General features: G+C 70.6%; 15 protein-coding genes. 5 read left to right on the top strand and 10 right to left on the bottom strand.

The genetic code is table 11. The features are described from left to right. Window positions 1-46: 46 nt before the first annotated feature. Window positions 47-1207 (bottom strand): cation:proton antiporter, encoded by a 1161-nt coding sequence (locus tag AB0C30_RS40645; protein WP_357954116.1) that lies wholly within the window; start codon window positions 1205-1207, stop codon window positions 47-49. An 8-nt stretch (window positions 1208-1215) separates the two neighbouring features. Then, complete coding sequence (locus AB0C30_RS40640) at window positions 1216-1698, bottom strand: cation:proton antiporter regulatory subunit (protein WP_357954113.1); 483 nt, start codon at window positions 1696-1698, stop codon at window positions 1216-1218. Window positions 1699-1857: 159 nt separating this feature from the next. Here AB0C30_RS40640 and AB0C30_RS40635 point away from each other — a divergent pair, with 159 nt between their 5' ends. Next, window positions 1858-2844 (top strand): aminoglycoside phosphotransferase family protein, encoded by a 987-nt coding sequence (locus AB0C30_RS40635; protein ID WP_357954111.1) that lies wholly within the window; start codon window positions 1858-1860, stop codon window positions 2842-2844. A 4-nt stretch (window positions 2845-2848) separates the two neighbouring features. On the opposite strand, the gene clpX is transcribed toward AB0C30_RS40635, so the two are convergent. Beyond that, window positions 2849-4066: an ATP-dependent Clp protease ATP-binding subunit ClpX gene (gene clpX, locus AB0C30_RS40630; RefSeq protein ID WP_357954110.1), complete on the bottom strand. Its 1218-nt coding sequence runs from the start codon at window positions 4064-4066 to the stop codon at window positions 2849-2851. Between the two features lie 19 nt (window positions 4067-4085). Beyond that, a complete protein-coding gene (locus tag AB0C30_RS40625; protein ID WP_357954108.1) occupies window positions 4086-5264 on the bottom strand; it encodes a cytochrome P450 in 1179 nt (392 codons plus the stop codon). Window positions 5265-5495: 231 nt separating this feature from the next. Here AB0C30_RS40625 and AB0C30_RS40620 point away from each other — a divergent pair, with 231 nt between their 5' ends. The 3 genes from AB0C30_RS40620 (at window position 5496) to AB0C30_RS40610 (ending at window position 12668) form a co-directional block, all read left to right on the top strand. Next, window positions 5496-7496: a translation factor GTPase family protein gene (locus AB0C30_RS40620; protein WP_357954106.1), complete on the top strand. Its 2001-nt coding sequence runs from the start codon at window positions 5496-5498 to the stop codon at window positions 7494-7496. 247 nt (window positions 7497-7743) lie between these two features. Beyond that, entirely contained in the window at window positions 7744-9624 is a 1881-nt protein-coding gene (locus AB0C30_RS40615) for a potassium transporter TrkA (protein WP_357954104.1), read from the top strand. A gap of 134 nt (window positions 9625-9758) precedes the next feature. Next, entirely contained in the window at window positions 9759-12668 is a 2910-nt protein-coding gene (locus AB0C30_RS40610) for a CBM35 domain-containing protein (RefSeq protein WP_357954102.1), read from the top strand. On the opposite strand, the gene AB0C30_RS40605 is transcribed toward AB0C30_RS40610, so the two are convergent. The 6 genes from AB0C30_RS40605 to AB0C30_RS40580 all read right to left on the bottom strand — a co-directional run bounded on the left by AB0C30_RS40605 (window position 12657) and on the right by AB0C30_RS40580 (window position 18437). Continuing rightward, complete coding sequence (locus AB0C30_RS40605; protein ID WP_357954100.1) at window positions 12657-13088, bottom strand: DUF1622 domain-containing protein; 432 nt, start codon at window positions 13086-13088, stop codon at window positions 12657-12659. The two genes, AB0C30_RS40610 and AB0C30_RS40605, sit on opposite strands and share 12 nt — an antisense overlap. 64 nt (window positions 13089-13152) lie before the next feature. Further along, on the bottom strand, window positions 13153-13956 hold the full coding sequence (locus AB0C30_RS40600; RefSeq protein ID WP_357954098.1) for a phosphatidate cytidylyltransferase: 804 nt from the start codon (window positions 13954-13956) through the stop codon (window positions 13153-13155). Then, a complete protein-coding gene (locus AB0C30_RS40595; protein WP_357954097.1) occupies window positions 13953-15728 on the bottom strand; it encodes a histidinol-phosphate aminotransferase family protein in 1776 nt (591 codons plus the stop codon). The genes AB0C30_RS40600 and AB0C30_RS40595 overlap by 4 nt, the downstream gene beginning before the upstream one ends. A 21-nt stretch (window positions 15729-15749) precedes the next feature. Then, a complete protein-coding gene (locus AB0C30_RS40590; RefSeq protein ID WP_357954095.1) occupies window positions 15750-16427 on the bottom strand; it encodes a FadR/GntR family transcriptional regulator in 678 nt (225 codons plus the stop codon). Window positions 16428-16434: 7 nt separating this feature from the next. Beyond that, entirely contained in the window at window positions 16435-17571 is a 1137-nt protein-coding gene (locus tag AB0C30_RS40585) for a mandelate racemase/muconate lactonizing enzyme family protein (protein WP_357954092.1), read from the bottom strand. A 47-nt stretch (window positions 17572-17618) separates the two neighbouring features. Next, on the bottom strand, window positions 17619-18437 hold the full coding sequence (locus AB0C30_RS40580; protein WP_357954090.1) for an IclR family transcriptional regulator: 819 nt from the start codon (window positions 18435-18437) through the stop codon (window positions 17619-17621). Window positions 18438-18532: 95 nt separating this feature from the next. On the opposite strand from AB0C30_RS40580, the gene AB0C30_RS40575 reads away from it, so the two are divergent. Next, window positions 18533-19471 (top strand): 5-dehydro-4-deoxyglucarate dehydratase, encoded by a 939-nt coding sequence (locus AB0C30_RS40575; protein ID WP_357954088.1) that lies wholly within the window; start codon window positions 18533-18535, stop codon window positions 19469-19471. Window positions 19472-19478 lie beyond the last annotated feature (7 nt).

Here is a 19478-nt window from a genome sequence, read left to right as displayed (position 1 = left end):
GTAGGAGTCTACTTTGTAAAGGCGGCGGGCGCGCTTGGTCCCGAGCTCACGCACGCTTGGCGATGGCGGTGATCCACGGCTGGACCAGCCGCGCCGCCAGCGGCCCGAACGCGGCCAGGATCAGCACATATGCCGCGGCCAGTGGCCCGAGATCGGGGTGGGCACCGGCGCCCACCGCCAGTCCGGCGATCACGATGTTGAACTCACCGCGGGGGATCAGCGAGATCCCCGCTCTGGCCCGTCCGGCCTTGCCGATGCCGGCCCGGCGAGCGGCGTAGAAGCCGGTCAGCAACTTGGTGACCATGCTGACCACGGCCAGCAACACGGCCAGCCCGGCCACCGGGCCGATCTTCGTCGGGTCCGTCTGCAGGCCGAAGAAGACGAAGAAGACGGCCGCGAACAGGTCACGCAGCGGGGCCAGCAGCGCCTGGGCGTCCTCCGCCAGCTCCCCGGACAGCGCGATGCCGACCAGGAACGCGCCGACCGCGGCCGACACCTGGAGCTGCTGGGCCACACCGGCCACCAGCAACGCCAGCCCGACCACCTTCAGCAGCAGCACCTCGGAGTTGGGGCTGCGCACGAACGCCTCGATGAAGCGGCCGTAGCGCAGCGCGACCAGCAGCACCACGCTGACCGTGCCCAGCGCGATGGCCACCGTGACCGCGCCGCCCACCAGGCTCAACCCGGCCAGCAGGGCGGTCAGGACGGGCAGGTAGACGGCCATCGTCAGGTCCTCGAAGACCAGGAGCGACAGCACCACCGGTGTCTCCCGGTTGCCGATCCAGCCCAGGTCCGACAGCACTTTCGCGGTGATGCCGGAGGACGTGGCGTAGGTGACCCCGGCCATCGCCACCGCCGCCACCGGGCCCCAGCCCAGAAGTAAGGCGCAGATCGCGCCCGGTGCCGCGTTCAGCACCAGATCCACGAGCCCGGCTCGGGCGTTGCCCTTCAAGCTGGTCACCAGCTCGTCGGCGTTGTACTCCAGGCCGAGGGTGAGCAGCAGCAGGATGACGCCGAGCTCGGCGCCGACAGAGATGAACTCCTCGCTGGTGGCCAGCGGCAGAATGCCGCCGGTGCCGAAGGCGAGTCCAGCGATCAGATAGAGGGGGATCGGGGAGATGCCGACGCGCAGGGCCAGCGCTCCCAGGATGCCAAGCCCCAGCAGAACCGCGCCGAACTCCAGGAACAGAATCGCCGTGTGATGCACTCGCGGCCCTACCCGTTGATGAAGATGTCGGCCACCGCGGCGGTGCTGTCAGCGCTGCCCACCACGACGACGATGTCGCCCGCCGCCAGGACGAAGTCCGGGCCCGGGCTGACCAGGACCTGGCCGGCGCGTACCGCGGCCACGATGGAGGCGCCCGTACGGGTGCGCACCCGCGCGTCTCCCATCGGCCGGCCCGCGTACGGCGAGTCCTCAGCGATCGGCAGCTTCTCGCTGACCAGTCCCTCGACCTCGCGGTGCAGGTCGTTGAGCCGCTGGATCACCCGCGGCGCACCCAGCAGCTCGGCCAGCGCGTCGGCTTCCTCGTCGTTCAGCTTGACGGTCTCGCACGCGCGATCGGGGTCGGCGGGATCGTAGATCACCAGATCCCGGCGGCCGGTGCGGTGTGAGACGATGCCGATCCGCCGCCCGGACCGCGTGGTGAACTCGTGCCGCAGCCCGATTCCTGGCAACGCCGTCTGTTCGATCTCCACCGCTACCCCATCCGGTCAAGATTTCGATTACTTGGCCAAACCGTATCAATTCCGCGTGTTGACAGCGGGGGGTCGTCTGGGGGAGAGGCAGGCGGGACGGCGTCAACGCCGTGTTATCGTCCCACACCTGAAAGTCGCCGCTAGACCATCGGGGGAGCCATGGAACGCAGGTTCGCCGCGCGTGAGCAGCTGACGGGTGTGGCGCGGGCGGCCCTGGGGGCCGAGCGCCGGCTGGCCGACGTGACGCGCCTTCGAGGGGGCACGAAGAAGGGCGTGTACCGGCTCCTCCTCGACGACGGTTTCACCGCCATCGCCTATATCTGGGACGCGGCCGAGAACTACTGGCCCGGTCTTCAGGTCGACGATCCCGCGGACCCGTTCTCGCCCGCTTCCGGTCTGGAGTTGTTCGAGGCCGCTCATCGGCGGCTGGACGGCGCCGGGGTGCGGGTGCCGCGGGTCTATCTGGCCGACCGGAGCAGGGAGCTCTATCCGGCCGACATCGCGGTGGTCGAGGACGTGCCGGGCGGGACATTGGAGACGCTGCTCCAGCGTGATCCGCGGGCGGCGGCTCCGGTCCTCGCGCGGCTGGCCGAAGCGCTCGAGGAGATGCGGGGTCAGGTGGCGCCGGGCTTCGGCAAGGTGGCCTGGGTCGACCGTGGCGGGGTCTCGGCGGGCCGGTCGTGCGAGCAGCTGGTCTTCGACCGGGCGCTCGTCGACCTCGAGGACGGGGCAGCTCGGGACGGGCGGCTCGCGGCGGCTCATGATCGGCTGGCGGGCGTGATCCGGGAGCTGGCGGCGGGCGTTCGGCCGCGCTCGGCGCACGCGCTGGTCCATGGGGAGCTGGGACCGGACCACGTGCTGGTGGACGACGCGGGGCGGCCGATGCTGATCGACATCGAGGGGCTGATGTACTTCGACGTCGAGTGGGAGCACGCGTTCCTGCGCCTGCGCTTCCACGAGCATTACGAGTCGCTGCGCTGGGAGGGGCTGGATGAGCGGCGGCTGTCGTTCTACACGCTGGCGATGCGGCTGTCGCTGGTGGCCGGGCCGTTGCGGTTGATCGAGGGTGATTTTCCGGGGCGTGAGTTCATGCGGGGGATCGCCGAGCACAATCTGCAGCAGGCGCTGGCGTTCGTCGGCGGGTGAGCTGTCAGGCCGACTTGCCGTGGCGTTCCGGGCGGCGGCGGGGGTGGTCGTGGGGCACCAGGGTGGGATTGACATTGTCGAGTACGGTGTCGCGGTCGATGACGATCCGGGCCACGTCGTCGCGGCTCGGCATTTCGTACATGAGATTGAGCAGTGTCTCTTCGAGGATGGCGCGGACGGCCCTGGCGCCGGTGCGGCGCAGGAGCGCCTGGTCGGCGATGGCGGCGAGGGCTTCGGCGGTGAATTCGAGGTCGATGCCGTCGAGGGCGAAGAGCCGCTGATACTGCCTGATGACCGCGTTGCGGGGTTCGGTGAGGATCCGGATGAGGTCCGCGCGGTCGAGCGGGTCCAGGGTGGAGATCACCGGTAGCCGGCCGACGAGTTCGGGGATGAGACCGAAGCTCAGCAGGTCGGCGGGGGTGACGTGAGGTCGCGGGCCGGTTCTCCGGGTGGGGGCGTATCCGGCGCTGCCGTGGCCGGTGCGTTGGCCGATGAGGTCGTCGAAGCCGGTGAAGGCGCCACCCGCGATGAACAGCACATGGGTGGTGTCGATGTGGATGACTTCCTGGTGGGGGTGTTTGCGGCCGCCTTGGGGCGCGACGCCGACGGTGGTGCCTTCCAGGATCTTGAGCAGTGCCTGCTGGACGCCTTCGCCCGAGACGTCGCGGGTGATGGAGGGGTTGTCGCTCTTACGGGTGATCTTGTCGATCTCGTCGATGTAGACGATGCCTGTCTCGGCCTTTGCGATGTCGTTTCCGGCGGCCTGAAGGAGCTTGAGGAGGATGGTCTCGACGTCTTCGCCGACGTAGCCGGCTTCGGTCAGCGCGGTGGCGTCGGCGATGGCGAAGGGCACGTCGAGCATTCTGGCGAGGGTCTGGGCGAGGTGGGTCTTGCCGCTGCCGGTGGGCCCGATGAGCAGGATGTTGGATTTGCCGAGTTCGAGGTCCTCGGTGTGCCGGACGCGTTTGTAGTGGTTGTAGACGGCGACGGCGAGTGTTCTTTTGGCGGCGTCCTGGCCGATGACGTAGTGGTCGAGGCGGTCGTGCATGTCCCGTGGTGTGGGCAGGTCAGGGGGCGGGGTGCGCTCGTCGGCCTTGATGAGTTCGGTGCAGAGTCCGACGCATTCGTCACAGATGCAGATGCCGGCGGGGCCGGCGATGAGCTTGCGGACCTGCCGCTGGGTCTTGCCGCAGAAGGTGCATGTCGGCTGGTCGCGGACCATTGAGGTGTCTCCTCGATGATCAGAGGGTCACGGTGAGGGCGGCCAGGCGCCAGGTGCCGGGGTCGGGGGCGCGCGGCGCGGGCTCGGCGAGCGCGAGGCCGGGGTGGCGGCGCAGCAGGGTGGTGAGGGCGACTTCGGTCTGTACGCGGGCGAGGGCGGCGCCGACGCAGAAGTGCGGGCCGTGGGCGAAGCCGAGATGCCCGGGTTGTCCGGCGGGCCGGGTGAGGTCGAGGCGGTCCGGGTCGGTGTAGGCGCGGGGGTCGCGGTGGGCGGCGGCGATGGAGGCGGTGACGGCGTCTCCCTTGGCTATGGGGGTGCCGCACAGTTCGGCGTCTTCGCGGGCGTAGCGGGGGATCGTCAGCAGGGTGGGGCCGCACCAGCGGATGAGCTCTTCGACGGCGCCGGGCATGAGGCCGGGGTCGGCGCGGAGCGCGGCCAGTTGCTCGGGGTGGGTGAGCAGGGTCTCGACGGCGTTGGCGATGAGGTTGGTGGGGGTTTGGCCGGCCATGACCAGATGCCAGATGAGGGTGACGAGCTCGGTGTCGCTGAGCCGGTCGCCGTCTTCCGCCTGGGCCTCGATGAGGTCGGAGATCAGGTCGTCGGCGGGTTCGGTCCTGCGGCGGGCGACGGCCGCCTTGGCGCCGTCGATGATCGCGGGTATGGCGGCGGCGAAGGCGGGGCCCGCGCTGGTGACGACGGTGGTGCCGTACTCGCGCCAGCGGAGGCGGTCGGGCACGGGGATGCCGACGAGCTCGCAGATCACGTCCATGGGCAGCGGCCGGGCGAAATGGGCCATCAGGTCGACGGGGCCGTGACCGGGCAGGTCGTCGAGGAGCGCCTCGACGATCGGCGCGACGCGCGGGGCGAAGTCGGCGGCGCGGCGGGCGGTGAAGGCGGGGGCGGCCAGCCTGCGTAGCCGCAGGTGCTCGGCGCCGTTCATCTCCGACATGGTGCGCATGTACGGCCGGTAGTCCTCGGGGACGTCGGGCCGCATGAAGCTGTCGCTTCTGATCTCGAATCGGGGGTCGCCGAGCATCGTCTTGATGTCGGCGTGGCGGGTCACGACCCACATGGGGCCGAAGCCGGGGGCGCCCACGCGGGCGATGGGGGAGATCTCGCGGGCGCGGCCGTAGGCGGTGAAGGGGTCGCGGTGCACGTCGGGGTCGGTGAGGTCGATGTGCGGTACGTCGCTGGTCATGTGTCCTCCACGCCGAATTTCGGATGATCTCATCATACGGATGGTGAAGGTATCTTGATGATGGATGTTCGGCAAACTCCAGCAGGTCGCGCAAAATCGGTTGCCCGGCCCGGCGGCCGTCTGTTGTACTCCCTCCCGGCAACCAGTCCACCGACCCAAGGAGCACACCGATGAGGCCGGCGTTCGTGTCCCCCGCTACGGCAACAGCCACCTATCTAGAGGACAGAACGCTTGAAACGCACGTTGAACTTGGGGATCTTGGCGCATGTAGACGCCGGTAAGACCAGCCTGACCGAGCGGCTGCTCTACGCCGCCGGTGTCATCGACGAGATCGGCAGCGTCGATGACGGCAGCACCCAGACCGACTCGCTGGCCCTGGAACGACAGCGCGGCATCACGATCAAGTCCGCCGTCGTCTCCTTCGTTATCGGCGACGTCACGGTCAACCTGATCGACACGCCCGGCCACCCCGACTTCATCGCCGAGGTCGAACGCGTGCTGAGCGTGCTCGACGGCGCCGTGCTGGTCATCTCCGCCGTCGAGGGTGTGCAGGCCCAGACCCGCGTGCTGATGCGCACGCTGCGGCGGCTGCGGATTCCCACCCTGCTGTTCGTCAACAAGATCGACCGCCGTGGCGCCCAGGACGACGGGCTGCTGCGGGCCATCGCCGAGAAGCTGACGCCCGCGATCGTGGCGATGGGCTCGGTGCGCGATCCGGGCACTTCAGACGCGGCCTTCCTTCCGTACGGGCCCGGCGACGCCGCCTTCACCGCGCGGCTGACCGAGCTGCTGGCCGACCACGACGACGCCTTCCTGGCCGCCTACGTCCATGACGAGACGGCCGTCTCCTATCGGCGGCTGCGGCGCGAACTCGCGGCGCAGACCGGGCAGGCGCTGGCGCACCCGGTGTTCTTCGGCTCGGCGATCACCGGCGCGGGCGTGGACGCGCTGAGCGCCGGCATCGCGGAACTGCTGCCCGCCGCCCAGGGCGAGCCCGGCGACCCCGTCTCGGGCACGGTCTTCAAGGTCGAACGCGGCCCAGCGGGGGAGAAGATCGCTTATGCCCGGATGTTCGGCGGAACGGTACGCGTACGGGACCGGCTGCGGTTCCACGACGGTCAGGGCGAGCCCCGCGACGATCAGAAGGTCACCGCGCTGAGCGTGTTCGAGCGCGGCGCCGACGTCCAGCGCCCCTCGGTCGCGGCGGGCCAGATCGGCAAGCTGTGGGGCCTGGCCGACATCCAGCTCGGCGACACGATCGGCGAACCGCGCAAGGACGCCGGCCACCACTTCGCCCCGCCCACCCTGGAGACGGTCGTCGTCCCCGCGCGCCCCGCCGCGCTGGGTGCCCTGCGCGTGGCCCTCGCCCAGCTCGCCGAGCAGGATCCGCTCATCGACCTGCGCCAGGACGACATCCGGCAGGAGATCTACGTCTCGCTCTACGGCGAGGTGCAAAAGGAGGTCATCCAGGCGACCCTGGCCGCCGACTTCGGCCTCGAGGTCGGCTTCCGCGAGACGACCACGATCTGCGTCGAACGGCCGATCGGCGCGGGCGCGGCGGTCGAGTTCAACGGCAAGGCGCCCAACCCGTTCCTGGCCACGGTCGGGCTGCGCGTCGAGCCCGCCCCGGTGGGCGCCGGCGTGCGCTACCGGCTGGCGGTCTCGCCCGGGGCGCTGCCCCTGGCCTTCCACAAGGCGGTCGAGGACACCGTACGGGAGAGCCTGAACCAGGGCCTGTACGGATGGCAGGTCACCGACTGCACGGTCACCATGACGCATTCCGGCTATTCGCCCCGCCAAAGTCACTCCCACGCCATCTTCGACAAGAGCATGTCGAGCACCGGCGCGGACTTCCGCTACCTGACGCCACTGGTGCTGATGAACGCGCTACGACAGGCGGGCACCAGGGTGCACGAGCCGATGCACCGCTTCACCCTGGAGGTCCCGGCCGACACGATCGGCGGCGTGCTGCCGGAGCTGGCCCGGCTGCGGGCCGTCCCCCGCACACCGGCCATGCGAGGCGCGTCCTGCCTGGTCGAGGGGGACATCCCGGCGGCCCGCGTACACGAGTTGCAGCAGCAGTTGCCGGGGCTGACCCGCGGCGAAGGCGTGCTGGAGTCGGCCTTCGACCGCTACGAGCCCGTCTCCGGCGCGCCGCCGGCCCGGCCGCGCACGGACCACAACCCGCTGGATCGCAAGGAGTACCTGCTCCACGTCATGCGGCGGGTCTGATCAGAGGTCAGGGATGCTTTCGGCGGATCAGTGGGGGCAAAGGGGTAGATGTCGCTATTGTTGGGCCCGCGCGCCTCAGAGTCACCTCCGGCGCCTCTGGTAACCACGGTCACCGAGGCAGAGCCCGAGAGACAGGCGAACGGGACAGCCACGGGGAAGGCGCGCTGCACGGCGTCCCGTCCGCCGAACGGGGATAGGGACCGGGTCGCTTGTCCCATGCGGCGATCCATGAAGGACGGGATTGGTCATGGCCACGCGGCGCGAGCGTCTTCGCTATTGGTTCGACAACACGATGTCGAAGGGCACTCCGGCCCTGATCGGCTGGCTCGCGCTGGTGACCGTGGTCATGGTCGTGGGTTTCGGCGTGCTCGTCATGCTGCTCGCCCAGGACGACGTGCCGCACAAGTCCTGGGGCGAGGCGCTGTGGGGCATGCTCATGCGGGCGATGGACGCCGGCACCGTGGCGGGCGACAACGAGGGCAGCCCGCTCTTCACCGTCCTGGGGTTCACGATCACGATCGGCGGCCTGCTCATCGTCAGCAGCCTCGTCGGTGTGCTCACCACCGGTCTGGACAACAAGCTGACGGAGCTGCGCAAGGGCCGCTCCAGGATCGTGGAGTCCGGGCACACGACGCTGATCGGCTGGTCGGACCAGATCTTCACGATCATCCCCGAGCTGGTGGAGGCCAACGAGAGCGAGTCGAAGTCCTGCGTGGCGATCCTGGGGGACCGCGACAAGCTGGAGATGGAGGAGGAGTTGCGCTCGCGGCTGGGCAGCACCGGCAAGACCCGGGTCGTCGTCCGCTCCGGCAGCCCGACCGAGCCGACCGACCTCGACCTGATGAGCCTCGACACGGCGCGGGCGGCCATCGTGCTGTCCCCGGCCGGTGACGATCCCGACGCGCACGTCGTCAAGACGCTGCTGGCGCTGACGAACCGCAACTGGCGACGGCGCCGTCCGCCGATCATCGCCTCCGTCACGGACACGACCAACCTGGTGGCCGCCGAGCTGGCCGGGGGCGGCCACGCGCAGGTGGTCGACACCGACGACATCGCCTCCCGGCTCATCGTGCAGTCCTGCCGCCAGTCGGGCCTGTCGGTGGTCTGCACGGACCTGCTGGACTTCGGCGGCGACGAGATCTACCTGCGGCCCGAGCCGAAACTGACCGGCTTCCCCTATGGCGAGGCGCTGTTCGCCTACGAGACCGCCTCGCTCATCGGCATCCGGCACGGCGACGGGTCCGTGGTGCTCAACCCGCCGATGAACACCGAGATCACGCCGGACGACCAGATGATCGTGGTCGCCGAGGACGACTCCGCCATCCGGCTCGTCCGCAGCTTCCCGCCGATCGTCGAGGGCGCGATCACCCGCCCGGTCCGCCAGCAGACGCCCCCGGAGCGGACGCTGATGCTGGGCTGGAACAACCGCGCCCCGAAGATCGTGCAGGAGCTGGACCACTACGTCTCGCCCGGATCGACCCTGCACGTGGCGGCCACCGCCGTCGAGGAGAGCGACAGCCTGGACCGGGCGAAGGTGGCCCTGCGCAACCTGGCGGTGAACGTCAAGGAGTGCGACACCACCGACCGGGTCACCCTGGAAGCGCTGGACGTGGGCACCTTCGACCACATCATCGTGCTGGCCGACAGCAACCTGGAGCCGCAGCACGCCGACTCGCGCACGCTGGTGACGCTGCTGCACCTGCGCGACATGGCCTCGAAGTCCGGGCAGCGGTACGCGATCGTCAGCGAGATGAACGACGACCGCAACCGCCGGCTGGCCCAGGTCACCAAGGCCGACGACTTCGTCGTCAGCGACAAGCTGATCAGCCTGCTGATGACCCAGCTGTCGGAGAACCCGCACCTGGGGCAGGTGTTCCGCTTCCTGTTCGACTCCGCCGGGTCGGAGATCTACCTCAAGCCGGCGACGGACTACGTCCAGCCCGGCGTGCCGGTCAGCTTCGCCACCGTGATCTACTCCGCGCGGACGCGCGGTGAGACCGCGATCGGCTACCGCGTGCTGGCCGAGGCCGCCTCGCCACCCGCCTACGGTGTCGTACTAAATCCGGGTAAGTCGGCTGCTGTCACGTTCGGCCCCCGCGACCTGGTGATCGTCCTCGCTGAGGACTGAAGTCATCGGATGAGTTGACCGCCCGGAGGGCGGTGTTTCTTGACTCTGGGCTCTGTCTCGTGTATTCGTCGGATGTCTGAGAGATCAGTCTTGTTGGCGTTACCCCCCGTCAGCCCAACGAGAGAGCGATCGCCATGCAGCGCCGCCGCACCCCCTCCAGAGTCCTGTCCGCCTGCGCCGCCCTTCTTCTCGCCCTGACCGCCTACATCGTCGGCGCTCCCGCCGCCGGCGCGGAGGTCGAGCACCCGCGGCAGCAGTGGCTGCGCGACTCGACCGCGGGACTCTTCCTGCACTGGGGCATGTTCACCGCGCCCCGCCACCTCGACTGCGCCGCCTGGGAGCGGGACGTCACCGGCGGTGGCTGGAGCCCTGACTACTGGGTCGACGAGGCCCGCAAGCTGGGCGCCTCCTACATCGTGCTGGCCACCTTCCACAGCAGGCTCGGCTACGCCCGGCCGTGGCCGTCGAAGATCCCCGGCAGCTGCGCCACCCAGCGCGACCTGCTCGGCGAGCTGGTGAAGGCGGGCCAGGCCAAGGGCGTACGGGTCATCCTCTACATGACCGACGACCCGCAGTGGCACAACGAGCAGGGCGTCGAGACGCTCGACTCGGCCGCCTACTCCGCCTACAAGGGCCGCTCGGTCGACCTGACAACCAGGAACGGATTCGGCCAGTTCAGCTACGACCTGTTCTTCGAGGTCATGGAGAACTATCCGGACCTGGCCGGGTTCTGGATCGACAACGACAACGAGTACTGGGAGCAGAACCAGCTTTATGAGCAGATCAGGCAGAAGCGCCCGTCCTGGTTGCTGAGCAACAACAACGAGGACACCCCGATCATGGACACGGTCAGCAACGAGCAGAAGACCGGCATGACACCGGCCTACGACTACCCGCAGGCCGCCTTCACCCCGATGCCGCGCCTGACCGAGGCCGACTACAAGCTCCCGACCACCGGCGACTGGTGGTACGACGGCGGCAGCCACCCCGTCGACTTCCGCCTCAGCACCGGCCGCTACGTCACCAACGCCGGCTCCTCGATGAAGTCGCTGATGGCCGAGACCCCGATGGTCAACGGCAGGTTCCCGCCGCAGCAGGAGGAGTTCAACAACTTCATGGCCGGGTGGGTGCCGCCGATCCGGTCCTCGCTGCAGGGGACCGAGGGCGGCGGCTACATGTACGGCGGCATGCAGCCGGGCTTCTGGAACGACGGCGCGCACGGCGTCGTCACCGTCGAGCGCGGCGCGAAGGTCCAGTACGTGCACGTGGTCACCAGGCCCAGGACCGATCAGGTGCGGCTGCGCGACAACGGCTACCGCGTGTCCGCGGTGAGCGATCTGCGTACGGGCGAGCGGATGCGGTTCGCCCAGTCCGGCGGTTACCTGACGATCCTCGGCATCACCAAGTGGGACGACTACGACACCGTGTTCAAGGTCGAGACCCACGGCCAGGAGCACTTCTATCCCCAGAGCGCGCTCAAGGCGACCGCCACGTCCACCCGCGCGGGTCACCCGGCCGGCGCCCTGGTCGACGGCAGCTTCCAGAACTACTGGGACGCCGACGCCAAGCTGCCCGTCTCGCTCACCCTCGACCTCGGCAAGCGGCGCGAGGCCGCCTACCTGGCGGTCAACCAGCGCGAGTGGTCGCCGACGTACGCCCGCGAGACGTTCGGCCGGCCCGAGGACTCGGCCCGGATCAAGGACTACCGGGTCTACGCCGGCGACGACGGCAAGCACTGGGGCAAGCCCGTACGTTCCGCCGCGATGCGCAGCGCGCGCGGCGTGCAGTTCATCGACCTCGGCGGCATCCGCGCCCGCTACCTCAAGCTGGAGGTCCTCAACACCTGGGGCGGCCCGCAGGCGCCGCGCTTCTACCAGGAGCTTCAGATCGACGAGATCAAGGTGGCGTCGGCCTACCCGGTGGGCCTCGGGGCGGCGATGCCGCTGGAGGCGGAGCGGCAGGCCAGGAGCGGCTCGGCCCGGCCGGACCTGTGCCAGGCGTGCTCCGGCCTGGCCAGGGTGGTGGGGCTCGGCGGCGGCCCGCGCAACGCGGTCACCTACCGCGACGTCACGGTGCCGGCGGCCGGGACGTACCGGCTCGAACTCGATCACACCGCCGCCGCGGCCACCTCATTGTCGGTGAGCGTCAACGGCGCGGCGGCGGTGGAGGTGCCGGTGAGCGGCGACAACGCCGACGTTCCCGCCGCCACGGCGCTGGCGGTGCCGCTGAACGCGGGCGCCAACACGATCACGCTGTCCAGTACGGCCCGGCAGGGCCCAGGGCTCGACCGGATCGCCGTCGCGCCGATGCCGCCGGCCTCGGAGGTCCCCAAGACGACGATGACCGTGGACCCGTCCGGCCTGCAGTGGGTCGGTCCCGGGCAGCAGTCGATGAAGGTGTCGACGAAGCTGCGGCTCGACGTCGACGACGCGCTCGACCAGGTCAACCTGGCCCCGGTGGTGCCGGCCGGCTGGACGCTGACGGGCGCCGCCGCGACGGCCGCCACCTTGCGGCTCGGTCAGACGCTGGAGGGCACCTGGACCCTCACCTCGCCGCCCGGCCAGGACGTCACCACGGCCGACATCCCCATCACCGCGTCCTTCCAGGTGCTGGGGCGCGCCAACCAGGTCACCAAGCAGCTGCGAGTGCGGCTGCGTCCGGCCGACCGGGTGTTCGTGCGGGAGGCCGAGGACTCGCGCAACCGGCTCGGCAGCGCGGGCATCACCAACTGCTCGCCCTGCTCGGGTGGGCAGAAGGTGCGCAACCTGGGCGGGGCGGCGGACGCGTACGTGCTGTTCGAGGACGTCACCGTCGACACGGCCGGCCAGTACACGCTGTTCATCGACTTCACGGTCAACGGCGACCGCTCCTACTTCGTCACCGTCAACGACGCCGCGCCGATCGAGGTGAAGGTGAGCGGCGTCGGCAACAACACCCCGTACACGACGTCCGTGCCCGTCACCCTGCGGGCGGGCGCCAACACCATCAAGATTCACAACGACACGGAGGCCGCGCCCGACCTGGACCGGCTGTCACTCGGCTGAGGCCGGTGCCCGCCCCGTACCGCCGGGCTCCCCGGTGGAACGGGGCGGCTGCCAGGGCCAGCGGCCGTCCAGCTCGACCTGGAGCGAGACGCTCAGGAACGTGCGGACCGCGACGATGATGGCCAGCACCCCGAGGCTCTGGAAGGTGGGGGAGACCGCGACGGTCTTGATGATGTCGGCCCCGACCAGGAACTCCAGTCCCAGCAGGATCGAGCGGCCCACGCCCCGCCGGTAGGCCTGGTAGAGGCCGGCCACCTGGCGGGACCGGGTCAGGCTCACGCCGTACGTGATGGTGGCGATGACCAGGCCGGCCGAGATCACGGCCACGCCCACGATGTCCAGCACCGTGCCGATGAGCTCGATGACGTCCTTCACCTGCACGCTGTCCCTCTCCCCGGCCCGCCGATACGTCCGGATCATGGTCGCATACGCCACTTGGACGCGCTTGCGTCATCCGGCATGTACCCACCAGCGCGCAGGCCCGTCAGGTGAGCAGCAAGGCGAGCGCGAGCGTCAGCAGCAGGGAGTCCAGCCGGTCCAGCAGCCCGCCCGCGCCCGCCAGCCACGACGCCGAGTCCTTGACGCCGGCCCCGCGCTTGACCATCGACTCCAGCAGATCGCCCAGCGGGGCACCCGCCGCCACGGCGATCGCCAGCGGGACGGTGAACGCCCCCAGCAGCGCCAGCGCGCCCAGCCCGACGGCCGCCCCGGCCAGCGCGCCGCTCCAGCGCTTGGCCGGGGACAGCGGCGACAGGGACGGCCCGCCCAGCGACCGCCCGGCGAACGAGGCCGCGATGTCGCCCACCGACACCGCGACGAACACCGCCAGCACGACCGGCCCGAGCAGCACCACTCCCACCAGCGGAAGCAACCAGACCACCCCGAACACCCCGAGCGACGCCCTCCTGAGCCCGCCCGCCGCGTCGCCCCCGAGCAGCGGCACGAGCACGACGACCAGGACGGCGGCGACCAGCACCCGAGGCAGGTACGGCGGCGCCAGCCACGCCACCGGTGGCAGCGCGCCCGCGACCGCCACGAGCACCACCCGGTCGGGAACGGCCAGCCCCACCAGCCCGCCGTACTCCACGGCGCACACCACCCCGGCCACGGCGGCGAGCACCGCGGCCCCACCCGGCCCGGCGTACAGGGCGGCGACCACGACGGGCACGGCCACCGCCCAAGCGCACCACCGCAGCATGTACTCCCGCCGGCGCGACAGCGCGACGGCGACCCCACCGACGACGAGCGCGACGGCGATGTACGGGATGGCCGTGGCAGGTGTGATCACGGGGTGGTCCGCAGGCGGTCCAGTGCGGTGGCGACGGTGGTGGCGACGCGGTCGTTGGCGTCGGGGTCGCGTACCGTGATCCGTACCGTCCGGCCCTCGAAGGCGGGGGACAGGGGCGACAGGTCGCGCAGGAACACCCCGTCCCGCCGGCACGCCGCCACCAGACCGGCCGCTGTAGGCCCGGACCGGGGCAGCGTCAGCAGGACGAAGTTGGCGGCCGACTCGTGGACCCGCAGGTCGTCGCCGAGACCGGCGAGCCGTTCGGCGAGGCCGGAGCGCAGGATACGGGTCCGGGCCCAGCGTCCGGCGTAGTAGTCAGGGTCGCGCAGGGCGTGCACGGCGGCGATCTGGGCGGGCAGGCTGAGCCCCCAGGGCGGGGCCCAGCGGCGCGACTCGGCCGCCAGCTCCGCCGGTCCGGCGAGGTAGGCCGCTCGCAGTCCGGATAAGGCGTACATCTTGGACAGCGATTTGCACACCACGGTATTGCTCGAGGCAGCGGCGTACCGCTCCAGCGACGGTGACGGCGACGACGGCGGCGACGGTGAATGCCCGGAGTCGGCGTACTCGACGTACGCCTCGTCGATCCAGAACCGCGTCCCGCCCGGCGCGTCCGCGATCACCCGGCGCAGCTCACCGGCATCGGTGTGGACGCCGGTCGGATTGTTGGGGTTGACGATGACCACCAGGTCATAGTGCTCGCGCAGCGTGTCCCGCAGGCGGTCGAGGTCCGGCCGCCAGCGGTCGGCCCGGCGCAGCGGGAACCGGTCGGCGCGGCAGCCGATCACCTGCTCGACGACATGGGCGTACTCCCCGTAGACGGGGTCGGGCAGCAGGACTCGCGAGGAGGTGTCCAGCCAGCCGCGGAACGCGCGGAAGATCAGGTCCGACGAGCCCGCCCCGGTCGCGACGGCGTCCGGGGGCAGGTCGCGGCGTTCGGCGATCTCCTCGACGAGCCCTTCGGGGTAGGCGGGGGGAGAGGTGCGGGCGAGCCAGCCCTGGTCGCCGCCCAGCAGCTCGACCACGGCGGGAGCGGGCGGATACCAGGCGTCGAGCACGTCGGCGGGCACGACGTCGTCGCGCGCCGGCAGGCTGTCGAACCGGCGGCCCACCACCCCGATCGAGGCGCCGCCGTGCTGGCAGGCGGGCGGTCCGGGCAGGAACGGCATCTCCATGCTCCAGCGCACCCGCGGCTCCAGGGCGCGCAGCAGCGGGCCGTGGTGCCGCCGCGCCCGTTCGGCCAGCTCGCTCACCTGCCCGGACAGCACCTCGAAGGTGACGGCCCCCGCGCGTACCCGGGTACCGGTGCCGGTCAGCCCGGCGGCCAGGTACATCCCGAGGATCTCGGTCCGGCCCAGCGCCGCGACGACGCGGCCGCCGTGCGCGGCCACCCAGCGCAGCGCCGCGTACATGAGCAGCGGCGCCGCCGCCGAGCCCCGCCAGCGCGGGTCCACGGTCAGGATGCGGATCTCGAACAGGTCCTCCCTGCCCAGGACCGGATGCCCGGCGCGGCTGAGGTACTTGTCGATCGAATAGCGGCCCGCCCAGGGCGGCGTGACGCTGATGAACCCCACCGGCCGGTCGCCGTGGGCGGCGACGATGTAGACGTTGCCGTCGTCGAGGGCGTCGCTCAGCCGTTCGGCCTGGTTGGGCGGGTGCTGGCCGAGCTCGTGCGCGTAGACCTCGTGCCGCAGCCGGTAGATCCACTCTCTGTCGGACACGGACCCGGGGCGGATCTCCAGCATGACCATGTCTAGTCCGACGTACGCCGACACCAGCCGGGTTCCTGGTGAAGGCTAGGGGTGGGCGGCCAGCAGGCGGGCGCGGCTGTTGCTCAGGTGGACGCGGGTCGCGGCGCGCGCGCCCTCGCCGTCCTGGCGCTCGATGGCCGCGTAGATGTTCTCGTGCTCGACCACGATCTGCTCGAAATGCCCCTGCCCGGCGGGCGACAGCCGGTCACGCGGCACGATGATCATGGAAGGGCCGAACGACGTGATCAGGTCGGCGAAGTAGCGGTTGCCGGTCGCCAGCGCGATGCGGAGGTGGAACTGGAAGTCGGCGTTCACCGCCGTGCTCGGGTTGTCGGCGCTCGCGGCGAACCGGTCGAGGGCCGCCCGCAGGTCGTCCAGGCGGGGTCCCCCACCCCGGCGGGCGGCGAGGGCGGCGGCCTCGACCTCGAAGGCCATGCGGAAGTCGAGCAGGTCGACCACGTCATCGACGGTCAGCTCGCCGCTCTGGCCGAACTCGAACCTGGCCGAGCCCGGCCGCGCCAGGACGAAGCTGCCGCGGCCGTGCTGGGTCTCGACGAGCCCAGCGGCCTGCAGCCGCGAGATGGCCTCGCGCACGACCGTCCTGCTCACGCCGTACGTCTCCACCAGGCTGCTCTCGGTCGGCAGCTTGTCGCCGGGGTGGATGACGCCTTCCTGGATGCGCGCCGTCAGGTCGTCGACGAGGGTCTGGGTCAGGCTCGCCATCGCGGGGTCAGTCCTTTCTGGTGCCGAACTCGCACTGGTCCGCGGTCCACTTGGCGGCCTGCTCGCTCGGGGTCAGCCCGAGGCCGGGGCGGTCGGGCACGATCATCCTGCCATCGCGGATCTCCAGGCGCTCCTCGAACAGCGGCTCCAGCCACTCGAAGTGCTCGACCCAGGGCTCCAGCCCGTAGGCGGCGGCCAGATGCAGGTGGATCTCCATCGCGAAGTGCGGGGCCAGCTGCAGGCGGTTGTGCTCGGCCAGCGCCGCCAGGCGCAGGAACGGCGTGATGCCGCCGATGCGCGGCGCGTCGGGCTGGATGACGTCGGCGGATCCGAGGCGGATGAGCTCGGCGTGCTCGGCGACGCTGGTGAGCATCTCACCGGTCGCGATCGGCGTGTCGAGCGAGGCGGCGAGCGCCGCGTGGCCGGCGCTGTCGTAGGCGTCCAGCGGCTCCTCGATCCAGACCAGCCCGAACTCCTCCATGGCCCGGCCCATGCGCTGGGCGGCCGGCCGGTCCCACTGCTGGTTGGCGTCCACCATGAGGGGTACGCCGTCGCCCAGATGCTCGCGCACCGCGCCGACCCTGGCCAGGTCGATCCGGGAGTCGGGGTGGCCGACCTTGAGCTTGATGCCGCCGATGCCGCGTTCGAGCGCGGCGCTCGCGTTCTCGATGACCTGCTCGATCGGGGTGTGCAGGAAGCCGCCGGAGGTGTTGTAGCAGCGTACGGAGTCGCGGTGGGCGCCCAGCAGCTTGGCCAGGGGGAGTCCGGCGCGCTTGGCCTTCAGGTCCCACAGCGCGACGTCGAGGGCCGCGATGGCCTGCGTGGACAGCCCGCTGCGCCCGACCGACGCCCCCGCCCAGACCAGCTTCTCCCACAGGCGGGCGATGTCGCTGGGGTCCTCGCCGAGCAGGTCCGAGGCGATCTCCCTGGCGTGCGCGTACTGGCCGGGGCCGCCGGCGCGCTTGGAGTAGCCGAAGCCGAAGCCCCGATGCCCGCTCTCGGCGCCGATCTCGGCGAACAGGAAGGCGATCTCGGTCATCGGCCGCTGCCGCCCGGTGAGCACTTTGGCGTCACTGATCGGGGTGGCGAGCGGCAGATAGACCGAGGAGAGCCGGATCCAGGAGATGCGGTCGGAGGTAGTCATGGCAGTCATCGTACAACTCGCCATGTCGTCATACAACTGCTGGTCGTCTAGAACTCGGCGGTCCCGGACAGGTCCATGGGGGCCATGCGCTCGATGGCCAGCCTGGTGCGCTCCATCGCGTCGGTGATCTCCTTCGTCCGTTCCTCGGTGAGGTTGGCGATGGGCACCGAGCAGCTGATGGCGTCGGTCGGCGGGCTGGTGTAGCGCAGCGCGAAGCCGAAGCACATGACGCCGGCGTAGTTCTCCTCGTCGTCGATGGCGTAGCCGCGCCGGCGCGTCAGCTCCAGATCCCGGGTCAGGGCGTCGCGGTCCACCAGCGTCTTGGGCGTCAGGGGAGTGAGCTGCGCGGGGATCGGCACCTCCAGGCCGGTGCCGAGCCGCTCGGCCAGCAGTGACTTGCCCATCGCCGTGCTGAAGGCGGGCAGCCGGCGCCCGACCCGGCTGAAGGGGCGCAGATACTGGCTCGACTCCTTGGTGGCCAGGTAGACGATGTCGCCCCGGTCCAGGCGGCCGAAGTGGATGGTCTCGTCGAGCAGCGCGCTGAGGTCGTTGATGTGCGGCTGGACGATGCGCAGGTAGGGATCGGTGTCGAGATAGGTGGTGCCCGCCAGCAGGGCGCGGATGCCGATGCTGTAGAGCGTCCCGCTCGCGTCGGTGCGCACCCAGCCGCGCTCGACCAGTGTGCGGATCAGTGCGTAGATGCTGCTGCGCGGCGCGCCGAGCGCGTCGCTGAGCTCGCGCAGCCGGGCCGGCCGGTTCTGTCGCGAGGCGAGGAGCTCAAGGAGTTCGACCGTGCGGGCGGCGGACTTCACGCCCCGCACGCCGCTCTGCGCCGTGCCCTCGGCCTCGTCTAGGGGGAGTGTCATCGCACCTCATCTGTCGGGGGACGGCCTGTTGACACATTACCAATTTTGGAGCGAGACTGCTCGCCACGTAACAGGCATCTACATATGGAGACAGGATGACCGATACGTATACAAGTGATGATGTACGCGCCAGGCTTCGGCGGGGTATGGAGACCGGCGTTCTGTCGTTCCCGCTGACGCCCTTCGACGCCGACGGGGCCCTGGACATCGACGCCTTCCGCGCCTACCTCCGCGACCAGATCGCGGCCGGTCCCGGCGCGGTGTTCCCGTGCTGCGGGACGGGGGAGTTCTTCTCCCTGGCCGAGGACGAGTACGAGAGGGTCGTCACGGCCGCGGTCGAGGAGGCGGCCGGAGCGCTGCCGGTCGTCGTGGGGGCCGGCTACGGCTGGGCCCAGGCCGCCCGGTTCGCCGCCATCGCCGAGCGGGCCGGGGCCGACGCGTTGCTGCTGATGCCGCCCTATCTGGTGGAGGCGCCCCAGGAGGGCTTGGTCGAGCACGTACGGCGGGTCGCCGCCAGTACCTCGCTGCCCGTGATCGTCTACCAGCGCGCCCAGATGAAGGTGGCGGTGGGCAGCATCGCCGGGCTGGCCGCGATACCGAACGTGATCGGCCTCAAGGACGGCCACTGCGACCTCGACCAGTTGCAGCGGCTCAAGCTGGCCGCGCCGCCGGAGTGGCTGTTCTTCAACGGCGCCGCGACGGCCGAGATGCAGGCCCGCGCCTACCGGAGCATCGGCGTGCCCGCCTACTCCTCCGCCGTGCACGCCTTCGCCCCCGAGATCGCCAAGAACTTCTTCCAGGCCTTCCACGCCGACGACCACGAGCGGGTCGAGCTGCTGCTGAGCCGCTTCTACGTCCCCCTGGTCGAGCTGCGCGACAAGGGCATCGGTTACGGAGTGTCGCTGGTCAAGGCCGCGGCTAAGCTGCGGGGAGTGCCCGTGGGCTCCGTACGCGCCCCGCTCGCCGACCCCCCGCCCGAGCACCTGGAACAGCTCCGCGCCCTGCTGGACACTGGCCTCGACCTCGTCCGGTAAGGAAGGA

The sequence above is a fragment of the Nonomuraea sp. NPDC048901 genome, assembly GCF_040649695.1.
Lineage (GTDB): Bacteria > Actinomycetota > Actinomycetes > Streptosporangiales > Streptosporangiaceae > Nonomuraea.
Note: the sequence above shows the minus strand (reverse complement) of the source record. Positions and strands in the feature narration are given on the sequence as shown.